The organism is Shewanella sp. A22 (assembly GCF_053850585.1).
In genome coordinates this window covers 1-13263 of the sequence record NZ_JBSQBN010000128.1, presented here as the reverse complement: position 1 = coordinate 13263, position 13263 = coordinate 1, and the positions used below count along the sequence as shown (strand labels likewise).

At 43.7% G+C, this 13263-nt stretch carries 11 protein-coding genes; 5 read left to right on the top strand and 6 right to left on the bottom strand.

What is annotated here, in order from left to right; genetic code table 11:
* Positions 1-181: 181 nt before the first annotated feature.
* Entirely contained in the window at positions 182-2059 is a 1878-nt protein-coding gene (locus ACWXWT_RS17425) for a DUF885 domain-containing protein (protein ID WP_456042842.1), read from the bottom strand.
* 178 nt (positions 2060-2237) lie between these two features.
* Here ACWXWT_RS17425 and ACWXWT_RS17420 point away from each other — a divergent pair, with 178 nt between their 5' ends.
* Both ACWXWT_RS17420 and ACWXWT_RS17415 read left to right on the top strand, forming a co-directional pair.
* Complete coding sequence (locus ACWXWT_RS17420) at positions 2238-2477, top strand: YdcH family protein (protein WP_456042841.1); 240 nt, start codon at positions 2238-2240, stop codon at positions 2475-2477.
* A gap of 499 nt (positions 2478-2976) precedes the next feature.
* On the top strand, positions 2977-3537 hold the full coding sequence (locus ACWXWT_RS17415; protein ID WP_342859506.1) for a hypothetical protein: 561 nt from the start codon (positions 2977-2979) through the stop codon (positions 3535-3537).
* A 214-nt stretch (positions 3538-3751) separates the two neighbouring features.
* Here the strand turns inward: ACWXWT_RS17415 and ACWXWT_RS17410 are convergent, their stop codons facing one another.
* The 5 genes from ACWXWT_RS17410 to hutI all read right to left on the bottom strand — a co-directional run bounded on the left by ACWXWT_RS17410 (position 3752) and on the right by hutI (position 8839).
* Entirely contained in the window at positions 3752-4237 is a 486-nt protein-coding gene (locus tag ACWXWT_RS17410; RefSeq protein WP_456042844.1) for a GNAT family N-acetyltransferase, read from the bottom strand.
* Positions 4231-4506: a type II toxin-antitoxin system TacA family antitoxin gene (locus ACWXWT_RS17405; RefSeq protein ID WP_456042840.1), complete on the bottom strand. Its 276-nt coding sequence runs from the start codon at positions 4504-4506 to the stop codon at positions 4231-4233. The genes ACWXWT_RS17410 and ACWXWT_RS17405 overlap by 7 nt, the downstream gene beginning before the upstream one ends.
* A 153-nt stretch (positions 4507-4659) precedes the next feature.
* Complete coding sequence (locus ACWXWT_RS17400; RefSeq protein WP_456042839.1) at positions 4660-6327, bottom strand: amidohydrolase; 1668 nt, start codon at positions 6325-6327, stop codon at positions 4660-4662.
* Between the two features lie 177 nt (positions 6328-6504).
* On the bottom strand, positions 6505-7281 hold the full coding sequence (locus tag ACWXWT_RS17395; RefSeq protein ID WP_456042843.1) for a haloacid dehalogenase type II: 777 nt from the start codon (positions 7279-7281) through the stop codon (positions 6505-6507).
* Positions 7282-7606: 325 nt separating this feature from the next.
* Positions 7607-8839: an imidazolonepropionase gene (hutI, locus tag ACWXWT_RS17390; protein ID WP_456042838.1), complete on the bottom strand. Its 1233-nt coding sequence runs from the start codon at positions 8837-8839 to the stop codon at positions 7607-7609.
* A gap of 133 nt (positions 8840-8972) precedes the next feature.
* Here hutI and hutC point away from each other — a divergent pair, with 133 nt between their 5' ends.
* The 3 genes from hutC to hutH all read left to right on the top strand — a co-directional run bounded on the left by hutC (position 8973) and on the right by hutH (position 12988).
* Entirely contained in the window at positions 8973-9680 is a 708-nt protein-coding gene (gene hutC, locus ACWXWT_RS17385; RefSeq protein ID WP_456042837.1) for a histidine utilization repressor, read from the top strand.
* Between the two features lie 95 nt (positions 9681-9775).
* A complete protein-coding gene (gene hutU / locus ACWXWT_RS17380) occupies positions 9776-11446 on the top strand; it encodes a urocanate hydratase (protein ID WP_456042836.1) in 1671 nt (556 codons plus the stop codon).
* A 3-nt stretch (positions 11447-11449) separates the two neighbouring features.
* The gene (gene hutH / locus ACWXWT_RS17375; RefSeq protein ID WP_456042835.1) at positions 11450-12988 is read left to right on the top strand and encodes a histidine ammonia-lyase; all 1539 of its coding nucleotides are present in this window, start codon (positions 11450-11452) and stop codon (positions 12986-12988) included.
* Positions 12989-13263: the final 275 nt, after the last annotated feature.

Sequence of the window (13263 nt, the reverse complement as noted above, 5' to 3'; positions counted from 1 at the left end):
TTCAAAGTCCTTTATGCTTCGTTAGATGCTTTCAAAATAGAATCACTATTCGCTTCAATCATCTGCCTTGCCTACAGCACTTTGAACTCCCGCTGAAAGATCACATATTTAATAGGATTGGTATAACTTGCTCAAACATTATTATTCTGAGCTGAGGTTTAGTATTCCTAGTCGAGATTGATTACGCAGCTGTTTCGCTGGCTAACCACTGATTAATTTTTTGCTCCATTAAATCTAATGGCAATGCGCCATTTTCTAATAAGCGATCGTGGAACACTTTAATATTAAACTTATCACCTAAAACTTGTTTGGCTTTTGCGCGTAGTTCGATAATTTTCAGCTCACCTAACTTATAGCCGAGTGCTTGGCCCGGCCAAACGGCATAGCGTTCAATTTCGCCTGTGGCTTCCGACAAATGAATACCTTCGGTAGCAACAGAATAATCAATGGCTTGTTCACGGCTCCAGCCTTTGGCATGTATGCCGGTATCAACCACAAGGCGAACCGCACGATGTAGCTCTGACTGCAAACGGCCAATGTTGTCGATAGGATCATTTGCATAAATGCCCATTTTGGCGGCTAAACGCTCGGCATATAAAGCCCAACCTTCGCCTGCAGCATTGGAATAAAATACTGTACTTAGGAGCGGCAGTTCATCAGATAAGCCAATAATGGTTTGTAAATGATGACCTGGATTAGTCTCGTGGTAGGTCAAGGTTTGTAATGAATAAGATGGCAGTGATGCTGTGTCATACAAGCTGATCCAGAAGGTGCCTTTGCGTGAACCGTCTTGTGATGGTGCATCATAAAATGCGCCGCTAGTCGAAGCGGCGCGACTTTCTGGTACCGCTTCAATGGCCACATCTTGATTAGGTAAACGCCCAAACCAGTCTGGTAATTTTGCATCAACTAAGGCTAAGTCGGCTTGAATATCGGCCATTAGCTGTTGCTTGCCTTCTGGAGTATTAGGGTAAAGATATTGTGGGTCGTTGAGTAACACTTGCATGCGCTCACCGACGGTACCGTCAACATAACCGACTTTTTTGAGTAACCCGTCCATTTCGGTCGTAATACGGGCCACTTCCGTTAATCCGAGTTGATGAATTTCATCGGCAGTTTTGGTCGAATTGCCTAAATGCTGGATCAGCGATTGATATAACTTCGCCCCTTGGGGTAAACGACCAATACCAGCTTCATGAGTTGCTTTTGGGCGCACCGCTTCTAACGCGGCAATCAGTTGGCGGGTGGCGGCATAGTATTTCGTGTTAACTAACTCGGCCGCAGACTTTACCAAAATATCGCTATTTTCTACTTTGGCTGCATTAAGTTTAGCGTTAAAGCTGGTCACTAAAGGATGGCTGTTTGCTGGGCCACTGATTTGAGCTTGTAACCCTCGTAGGGTGTTATCAATGACAAAGTCTGGTGGAATGACGCCCATCGATACATCGTGATTGAGTTTATCGACCAATGTGCCCATAGCGGCAGGGTACATGCTTAAGCGAGTTAAATAAGCCTCTGCTTCGGCAGTATTGGTGACGGCAAATTTGTCTTCCATATAACCGGGGAATTCAATTTGTAAACCAGATAAGTGGTTAACGGCATAGGGTAAAAACCATACGCCGTATTCACCTAACACGTTGCCATAATTAACTACTTGAGCAGGTAATAAAGCGCCTTTCACTTCAGACTTTATCGCGTTTAAGCTGATTGTTTCTGAGGGAGTTAAGCTTGCTTCATCAATATCGTTGAGTTGGCTCAGTATTGATTTAAGTCCTTTGCGACGGCGGGTTTCACCAGATGGGCTGTAGTCGGTGAGTTTAGACATCACATTGGCGTTGATACTGGCATCACTCACGCCGTAGTAAGTGGCAACTTCGGGTCTGAGTACAAAATAGTCTTTAGTGATTGATGCGACTTGTTGTTTAAGACTGAGTTTGGTGGCTGTTTTGCTTGCAGTGCTGTCAGTGGCTGTAGAGTTTGAATTATTGTCAGCGGTGGTGGAGTCAGTGCAAGCGCTGACGAGCAGGCTCAACATAATGACATGGATAATTTTTTTCATTAATTACTCATTAGGTTTACGTGGCATTCAGGTTGGAATATGGTTATATCCTAACAGTTCTTAAGATTAAGCTCTTACAGTTTTTATGAGCATGTATTGTGAAGTAGTAGTGTCAGTTTGACGATAGGGTTCAAATATGGTCTAACGGGCTTAAGTTTAGTATGAAAAGGAGAGGGTTATGTTAGGTGAAAGCCATGCGTTATTAATAGATTTTCCTGAGTATCAAGACAAGATTAGATCGTTAACGGCTTGTGATGCTGAGTTCGCAACTGATGCGAAGCGGTATCATGATTTAGATACTGAAATACGTAAGCTGGAGTTACGCAATACTCCGACAAGTGATGAGTTTATTGAGCAAGCAAAGCTTGACCGGTTGGTGTTAAAAGATAAATTGTATCAGTTGTTTACCCAAGCTTAATTCGTTTATTCAGCTTTTTGGCCATGTGATCATCTAGGTGGTGACGTGGTCAATTTTTGCTGCTGTCTCAGTAATTCTTATTTCGTTGTGTTTTATGGCCTGCGGCCACTAACGTCGTGGCGCTTCGCCCACACCAGACCAAGAGGAAACCAACGGCTGTTCCCTCTTGGAACTCCCAGCCGCCACATCAAAATTATCTGAAAAGCGATAATTTCGCGACGTGGTTGAATCCAGCTTTTGACTTCGTTTTGGTGTTCTTCGGCCTTATTCGAAAATGCTAACGCTTCCGATGGGGCGTCCCTTCCCCTCGAAAGCTAGCCAGACATCCATGTCTGGACTCACGCTATTTTCTTCAACGTCCTCAATGTAGTGGTAACACGAATAGATTTAACTGCTTTACATCGAAGATAAAGCAAATGTAGGATGTATATTAATCAAGAACTTAAGCCGTTGAATTTATTTGGTTAGTCGTTCAATAAGCCACTTAAGGAGAGTAACAGTGATAAATGTATACATAGATAATAATATATGGGACTTTCTTCTTAAAAATAGCCTCAATTTACGGGATTACTTTCCAGCAAAAAAATATCGCATATTAATTAGTAAATACGGGCGTTTTGAAATAACACAAATGCCTGATACCCCAGATAAAGTTGAATTAAAAAACTTTATACTTTCAGTTCTCGCTAACGATGTCGAAGAAGTGCACACTTTTGGATTTTCGAATCCCTCTCATTCCGAATCAGAACAACGCAGTTCTAGTTTTGGGATGGGATCTTTTACTTCTGTTAGTGAAAATAAAGAAAGAGCAAGATTAAAAGCTGAATATGGAACCACTCAAAAACGCAAAAAAAGTTTGATTCTCTATAAACAAGAAGCTGATATTGAACTTGGGGCATTATCTCGAACCAACTTTGTGCTTACGTTGGATAAAAAGGATGGACCACTTAAAAATGCAAGTGAAAATGGAGGGAAAATAGTCTTTCTAAATGAAATTTGCCCGAGCTTGGGTTCTGAAGCTCTTACATTAGCAGTCAAATTTATTGAGAACAAAATATAGTCAATAAAGATAGGTCGAGCACTTCTTTTAAGCGAATACCGAGTAAATTAGATTTATTAAGTGCTAGCGTATTTCATCAAGTCTGCCTCAAATCGTTTACTTTTTTGCAAGTATCTGACGACCCTTGACTATCGACAGTAAGCTCTGCTTGTCGCCATATGTTTGCAAACAGTTAGTTGGATTTTAGTTGGTAGCGCTAAAGGCTTTTGGTTAATTAACTTAAGCTTGCTCTTACCTCTGCAATGGTGATGAACAGTTTGTTTTCTGCGTCTTGAAAGGCCTGAAATCCATAATGTTCGTAGAAGTGTGTTGCGCCATCTTTTGCGTCAACAATGACGACAGGGAATGCTACGCTATCACTTGCCGCTAACAGTTTTCGTAGTGCATCAATGAGTAACCATTCGCCAAAGCCTTGTCCTTGGTAGCGGTCATCGATTGCTAAGCGGGCTATAAGGCCGCCAGAGGTTGATGATTGATACTTTTTCGGCAGAGCCTTTAAGTCAATTGGTGTCATTGTTAAGGTATAAAAGCCGATGATATGCGAGTTATCGTTATCATCTTCTAAAACGAACGTTCTGCTGTTGTCTTTCTTTGTTTGCTGACTCGCCATGATTTTTAAGTAATTATTAAGAGCATCAATACCACAGTTGAATCGGTTTCTATCGTGTTTAGCTTTATCTAAAAGTACCGTCTTCATGATTGGGTTTTGCTTTCGTAACGTTCAGAAGCCGCTTTGAGTTTTGAGTTTGGTGCTGTTGGACTGTCTAGTGCTTCCATAAGCAACATTGCATCTGTTTGGTTAAGTTTTAGTGTTTGTTCACGTTCTATTACTTGTTTGGCTTTTTCGATTGCTGCACTGAGTACAAATGAATTAATACTCGACATACCCGCTATAGCTGCTGCCTTTGTCAGTAAATCTTGGGTGTCGACATCAACTCTAGCGGTGATGCGAGGTAAAGTAGTCGCCATAATATAATCCCCATACGTGCCAAAATGTCACATGGTCATTATGGTGTTAAAACGTACAATAAGCAATGCCTGTGTCATTTTGGCACACAGGCTGAAACGTTATTAAAGCCAATTCTACTTATTTTACCTACCAATAAGCCTGTTAAATACTGCTTACTCTTTTGCAAATACCTTGCGGCCGTTTACCCAGGTGGCGATGACTTTGTTTTGCCAGATCTGTTGTGGGTCGATTGTAAAATAGTCATCTTCTACTAGGATAAAGTCTGCTTTTTTACCGGGTTCTAATGAGCCTAGTAATAGTTCTTGATGGCCTGCGTAAGCGGCGTCGATGGTGAAGCTTTTTAGTGCTTCAAGGCGTGATAATTTCTCAGTGGCGAGCCAACCGTTGAGTGGTTGGTTTACATGATCTTGGCGAGTGACTGAAGCGTGCAATCCAAAAAATGGGTTGGGTGATTCTATCGGAAAGTCTGAACCATTGGCGATGACGGCATTGGCGTTTAACAGCTTTCGCCACGCATAAGCACCAGCTAGACGGGCTTTACCTAAACGGTTTTCGGCCATGTTTTTATCGCTGGTGGCGTGGGTTGCCTGAATTGATGCGATAACCCCAAGTTTGGAAAAACGCGGTACGTCGGCTAAATCGAGAATTTGTGCATGTTCAATACGATGGCGTAATGCTTTTGAGTCTGTTGCTGCAATGGCGGTTTGGTATTTATCGAGTACCACTTGATTAGCATTGTCGCCAATGGCGTGGGTGTTGACCTGAAAACCCGCTTTCATCGACTGTAAAATCAGTTTACCGAGTTGCTCGTCTGAATACAGCATTAACCCTTTATGGCCGGGTTGATCTGAATATTCTTTGATTAACGCTGCTCCGCGGCTGCCAAGCGCGCCATCTGCCGATATTTTTACACTGTCGACTTTAAACATGTCATTAGCTGTGGTGATATGGCCTTGCTTTAAGATGGTGGTAAAGCGAGGGTCTTCAACCGATAGCATGGCATTAACGCGTACGCTCATGGCATTGTTAGCTGCTAATTGTTGGTATGCTTTGATGTTGTCGGTGCTGATACCAGCATCGTGCACACTGGTGAGTCCGTATGACGCTAGACTATCCATCGCTAGAGTTAAGGTTGATTGTAATTGTTGCTGATTGAGTTCGGGGATAATGCTAAACACTAAGTTCATGGCATTGTCGATTAACACGCCGGTAGGATTACCTTGCTCGTCTTTAACAATTTCACCACCTTCTGGTGCCACTGTGGTTGAGGAAATTCCCGCGAGTGTTAACGCCTTGCTGTTAACCCAAATGGCATGACCATCAACTCGGCCAAATGACACCGGATTGGCGCTAAAGGCCTTATCTAGGCTTTCTTTAGTTGGGAATTGTTTGCTGTCCCATAACTCTTGGTTCCAACCGCGGCCAATTAACCATCCATCAGTTGGGTTGTTTTTACTAAATCCTTGCGCGCGTTCTACGGCTTGTTTTTCGCTATTGGTGTTGGTTAAATCTGCGGTTAATAAACTCAAACCATAACCCAGTACATGACCGTGGGCGTCGATTAATCCTGGCAGTAAAGTTTTACCTTGTCCGTTAATAACGGTAATGGCGGCATCGGTAGGTAGTGGCGGAGTTTGCCGATAAACTTGGTCGATCTTGTCATCGGTAAACTGTATTGCATTAAAGGTTTCAAGCTTGCCATTGACGACACTATAACCGTTTACATCATGTACCAAGGTTGTTTGTGCCACACTGTTGGCACTCATGCCTAAGCTGGCCAAGCTTAATGCCACTGATAGCGCTAAATATTCCTTTCTCATCTGTTTTCCCTTTTTATGACGACGATTAATCAGCATTCATTAAATGTTAATTAATGGTTAATGGCAAGGGGCGTGCAAGGCGTCATGAGGGGGGGAGATTGATGTGGCTATATAGAGGAAATACTCATTACTGCGCAAATTTATCGCCCAGCTAATACTGGGCGATAATCGTTAAGGCTAGTTGAACTTAGCTAGGGTGCTGGCTAGTTCGTTTACATCCAGTACGTTGTAGTCTGGTTGCGCTGCTAGCGGGAACAACACTTTACCTTGGCGACGAATAAAGGCGGTTTGTAAGCCTGCTTTATCTGCACCGGTAATATCCCAACCGTGTGCGGCAACCATTAACGCTTCATCTGCATTAACGCCTAAATCTTTAATGGCCCATTGGTACGTTTTTAAATGCGGCTTAAATACCCCAACAGATTCTATGCTTAAGTTGGCATCAAAATACTGGCTTAAATTAGCATTTTTAAGCTGTAAGGTTACGCCTTCTAATGATGAGTTGGTTAAGGTGACTAGTTTGTAGCCTTGGGCCTTCAATTTAGCTAAACCTTCCGCAACATCTGGGTGAGCGGGTAATGAACGAAGTGGCGTTAGAATGGTGGTTTTAGCTTGTTCTGGTGTGATGGCAATGCCATTGATTTCGGCGACCATTTGCAATGACGCAACGCCAATACTACCAAACGTTTGGTAATCACCTGTCGCTGAAACCACTAAAGAATGGTGCAGCATGGTTGAGAACCATAATGGCAGCAAATCTTCACGGCCATTAAGTGCTTTACCCACAGAGGCGCGCATATTTTCAAGATCTAACAAGGTTTCATTCACATCAAAAATAATCACTTTAGGCTTAACTAGTGGTGGTTGCACCGTAGTATCTGCTGGATCTTTAGCAAAAGCGCTACTGGTATTAAGCATAAAAAAAGCTGTCGCAAGCGATATTAAAACACGGATTTTCATAAAACCTCTGGCAATGTGATGTTGGTTAAAAGAACTTATCGAGTATTCATCTCACTGTTGTTGCCAGTGACACTGATATTAATAAGTTGAACGATTGTTCATTAATGTAGTCAGCCTAAATGAAACTGACCTTAAAATCACGGTTTTATTGCCTAATAGTTTAATTAATCTGAACTTGGGATTTAAGGTGACGTACATAGTAGTGCCACTGGAGATAGACATTATCGCCTGTGGTACTGCTATCAGTTATGAGTTTGAACTGAAGTTGTGGGTTATTTGATTGAAAAAAGTTGAGCCCAATTATTTAACGGTTTAACCTTTAATTGGGTAGCGCAACTACCTGACCATTTTTGACAACGGTTTTACACAGGTTTACCCCGTAAGCATAAGCTAATTGTGCTGGAGTGGTGAGATCCCACAAACAAAAATCAGCTTGTTTACCAACGGTAATACTGCCGACATTATTGTCGACACCAAGTGCTTTTGCAGCATTAATGGTTACACCTTGTAAGGCTTCTTCAGGGGTGAGTCTGAATAAGGTGCAAGCCATATTGAGCATTAATAAGGTGGAGCAAATAGGCGATGACCCCGGATTAAAATCGCTGGCAATAACCATTGGCACCTTGTATTGGCGCAGTAAGTTGATTGGCGGTAATTGGGTTTCGCGTAAAAAGTAAAATGCGCCGGGTAACAAGGTTGCACAGGTACCACTTTCGCTTATGGCTTTAACACCTGCTTCATCTAGAAACTCAATATGATCGACCGATTTAGCCCCAAGCTTGGCCGCTAATGCGCTGCCGCCCATATTGGTTAATTGCTCTGCATGCAGTTTAATTTGTAATCCTACTTGCTTGGCCGCAGTTAATATTCGCTCAGTTTGTTCAAGATTAAAGGCGATATTTTCACAAAATACATCAACGGCATCAGCAAGGTTTTCAGCAATAACAGCAGGGAGCATGTCGTTAATGACGAGGTCAATATACGCATCTACATTGTCTTGATATTCTGGCGGAATAGCATGGGCACCTAAAAATGTCGTGCTCACATCAATATGATGATGCTCGCCTAGCTCACGTGCAACGCGCAATAATTTAAGCTCTGTTTCGGTGTTTAAACCGTAACCGGATTTAATTTCAACCGTGGTGACGCCTTCTCTGGCTAGGGCATTTAAGCGTTGTCGACCCAGCTCAAATAGTTCAGCTTCATCGGCATCGCGACAAGCATTAACCGTTGAGATAATACCGCCACCTGTGCGAGCTATTTCTGCGTAAGTCGCGCCTTGTAAACGTTGTTCAAATTCGTTGGCGCGATTACCAGCAAAGACCAAGTGGGTGTGTGCATCAATAAGCCCTGGTGTTATCCAGCCGCCTTTGCCTCTGTAAACTGGGGTTGCCAGTACATCAAATTCAGGTAGTTCACTTCGCGGGCCAACCCAAGCAATTTTGCCATCTTTTACTGCAATAGCTGCTTGAGGTATTACGCCGTAAGCCCCTTGGATATTGGTATCCATGGTGGCCACGTTTACATCAATCCACACTTGATCCCACGACATGAAAACCCCTAAAAATGCATTAATTATTGATTGCTAAACAATACTTGTTTTAACTTGTATATACAAGGTAGGATGAATGATATGTTTTTAAACAGCAATGATATTATTGTCTAAAAAATCGAGAGCTGCTGATATGGCCCAAGCAAAGTTTTCCCAAATAAAACAATTCATTTTGAGCCGTATTGAAACGGGCGAATGGCAAGAAAACGACCGAGTGCCATCTGAAAATCAGTTAACTGAATTGTTCGCCTGTAGCCGTATGACAGCAAGGCGGGCGTTAACTGAGCTGGTGGACTCGGGTGTGTTAGAGCGCACTCAGGGTGTGGGTACGTTTGTTGCTGGATTAAAGTCGCAATCGTCATTACTGGCTATTCGTAATATTGCCGATGAGATAAAAGACCGTGGCCATGGCTACAGTGTTAACCAGCTTGAATTGACACAAATTGAGGCCAGCACTGCGGTGGCTAATGCACTGGGGCTGGAATTGGGCAGCCCTGTATTTTATTCGGTGTTGGTACATTGCGAACAAGGCTTACCATTACAAGTTGAAGAGCGTTATGTGAACCCACTGCTTGTGCCTGATTACCTACAACAAGATTTTAGCTCACATACTCCACATGAATATTTATCGGCGGTGGCACCGCTGACAGAGGCTAAACATACCGTTGAAGCCATTATGGCTAACGAGCTGTTACAACAACGTTTAGCCATTGCGACAACGGAACCTTGCTTACAAATTTTACGTCGTACCTGGTCACGCCAAGGTGTGGTCAGTTTTGCTCGTTTAGTTCATCCGGGCAGCAAATTTAAACTAGGCGGCCATTTAACCTTTGCGCGTTAAATGGTAGTACCGAAAATGAAACCCGTAAGACATTAAACATAAACAACAAGACCAATAAAAAACCAAACTGAATAAACTCAGTTGAAGAGGAACATATGGATAAACGACACGATCCAAGCCGTCGCATTATTGCGCCGCACGGTAATCAATTACAGTGTAAAAGTTGGCTAACCGAAGCCGCGATGCGCATGTTAATGAACAACTTACACCCTGATGTTGCCGAACGCCCAGAAGATTTAGTGGTGTACGGCGGCATTGGCCGCGCCGCGCGCGACTGGCAAAGCTACGATAAAATTATTGAGGTGCTTAAACGCCTTGAAGACGATCAAACTTTATTGGTGCAGTCGGGTAAACCTGTTGGGGTGTTTACCACTCATAGCAATGCGCCACGGGTCATTATTGCTAATTCAAACCTAGTGCCACATTGGGCTAACTGGGAACACTTTAACGAACTGGATAAGAAAGGTTTGGCCATGTATGGCCAAATGACTGCGGGTTCGTGGATTTATATTGGTTCGCAAGGCATTGTGCAAGGTACTTACGAAACCTTTGTCGCCATGGCTAAACAGCATTTTAATGGCTCGTCAGTGGGTAAGTGGATTTTAACTGGCGGTTTAGGCGGCATGGGTGGCGCACAACCACTGGCTGGTACTATGGCGGGTTATTCGGTATTAACTTGTGAAGTAGATGAAACCCGTATCGATTTTCGCATGCGTACTGGTTACGTCGACAAAAAAGCCACTTCATTAGATCAAGCATTAGCGATGATTGATGAAGCAAATCAAAGCGGTAAACCTGTTTCAGTCGGCTTGTTAGCCAATGCTGCCGATGTGTTTACTGAGTTAGTGACCCGCGGCATTGTGCCTGATGTGGTAACCGATCAAACCTCAGCACACGATCCATTAAACGGCTATTTACCTCAAAGCTGGAGTTTAGAATACGCTGCTAAAATGCGTAAAACTGACGAAGCGGCAGTCGTTAAAGCAGCGAAGCAATCAATGGCGGTGCAAGTTAGATCAATGTTGGCATTGCAGGCTGCCGGTGCAGCAACCACAGATTATGGTAACAATATTCGCCAAATGGCCTTTGAAGAAGGCGTAACGAATGCGTTCGATTTCCCTGGGTTTGTACCAGCATACGTGCGGCCATTATTTTGTGAAGGCATTGGCCCATTCCGTTGGGTAGCCTTGTCTGGCGATCCGGAAGATATCTACAAAACAGATGCCAAAGTTAAAGAGCTGATTCCAGATAATCCGCAGTTACACAATTGGTTAGACATGGCGCGTGAGCGGATTGCGTTTCAAGGTTTACCTGCACGCATTTGCTGGGTCGGGCTTAAAGATCGTGCCCGCTTAGCGTTAGCCTTTAATGAAATGGTCAAAAACGGTGAGTTATCGGCACCGATTGTTATTGGCCGTGATCACTTAGATTCTGGCTCAGTTGCCAGCCCAAATCGTGAAACAGAAGCCATGTTAGATGGCTCAGATGCGGTGTCAGATTGGCCATTAATGAATGCCCTACTCAATACAGCTAGCGGTGCAACTTGGGTGTCATTGCATCATGGTGGCGGCGTTGGTATGGGCTTTAGTCAACATTCTGGAGTGGTGATCGTGGCCGACGGAACCGATGAGGCTGCGGTACGTTTAGGCAGAGTATTGTGGAACGACCCTGCTACAGGGGTAATGCGTCATGCAGATGCTGGCTATGACATTGCAAAAAATTGTGCCAAAGAGCAAGGCTTAGACCTGCCAATGCTAGGAGCTTAATCCATGTCGACTTATTCATTTGAACTGATTCCTGGCACGCTGACATTAGCGCAAACGCGCGCTATTAGCCGTAATATCGTTAAGCTAACGCTTGCGAAAGAAGCAATTAAAGGCATTAATCAAAGTGCTGAAATTGTCCAGCAAGTACTGCGCGAAGGCCGTACTGTGTATGGTATTAATACGGGTTTTGGCTTGTTAGCCAACACCAAAATTGCCCCACAAGATTTACAGTTATTACAACGCTCTATTGTGTTGTCCCACGCCGCTGGTATTGGCCAATATATGCAAGATGCCACCGTACGTTTAATGATGGTATTAAAGATTAATTCATTGAGCCGTGGTTTTTCAGGTATTCGTTTAGAGGTGATCGAGTTTCTCATTCAGCTAGTGAATGCCGAAGTGTATCCGTGTGTACCAGAAAAAGGCTCTGTCGGGGCATCGGGCGACTTAGCGCCACTGGCTCATATGTGCCTGCCTTTATTAGGTGAAGGTGAAATGAGCTATCAAGGGCAGATTATCCCAGCTATAGAGGGACTTGAAATTGCGGGATTAAAACCAATAGAACTGGCCGCTAAAGAGGGCTTGGCATTATTAAATGGTACTCAAGCATCAACCGCCTTAGCGCTTGAAGGCTTGTTTAATGCCGAAGATTTATTTGCTGCCAGTTCGGTTATTGGTGCCATGAGTGTTGAAGCCGCGATGGGTAGCCGTAGTCCGTTCGATGCACGCATTCATGCAGCGCGTGGTCAAAAAGGTCAAATTGACTCAGCAGCCATTTTCCGTCATTTGCTCACTAACGAATCCGAAATTAGCTTAAGCCATAGTAATTGCGAAAAAGTGCAAGACCCATATTCACTGCGTTGTCAGCCACAGGTATTAGGTGCGTGTTTAACCCAAATCCGTCAAGCCGCAGAAGTGCTTGGGGCGGAGGCAAACGGCGTTACTGATAATCCATTGGTGTTTCAAGACACTGGCGATATTATTTCAGGCGGTAATTTCCATGCTGAACCCGTTGCGATGGCGGCTGATAACCTCGCGATTGCGATTGCTGAAATGGGCTCAATTTCGGAACGCAGAATGGCGTTGTTGATTGATTCTAGTTTGTCTAAGCTACCGCCATTTTTAGTGGATAACGGTGGGGTAAATTCTGGCTTTATGATTGCTCAGGTCACCGCAGCTGCACTCGCATCGGAAAACAAAACCTATGCACATCCTGCCTCGGTAGACAGTTTGCCGACATCGGCAAACCAAGAAGATCATGTGTCGATGGCGACGTTTGCTGCACGACGTTTACGCTACATGAGCGAAAATACCCGTGGAGTATTAGCTATTGAGTTGTTAGCTGCTGCGCAAGGGTTAGACTTTAGAAAGCCTTTGCAACCAAGCGCCGCCGTAGCAATGGCCAAAGCCGAGCTTCGTGAAATAGTGACGTTTTATGATAAGGACCGTTATTTTTCACCTGATATCGAGAACTCGGTCGACTTGTTGTATAGCGCCAGTTTTAACCGATTATTGCCGCAAGGCTTGTTACCAAGCTTTTAAAGAGCATCGCTATATGTGCTCTGTTAATCGCGTTAGGTAGAGTGGACATATTGGCTTGATAAATAAAAAGGACCGCAAGGTCTTTTTTATCGACATCATATTTATCACGCTGTTTTATATTTTGCTTAGTATCAGTTAGCCCTTAAAGTATTATACCAATCCCATTAAATATCTGGTCAGTTCAGAGTCTCTCAGGTTTTTCAATTCAAGGCACATTGATGTAGAAATGGTTGTTCCCTTTTAAATCGATGTAACACAGAAGTGGAATACCTGAG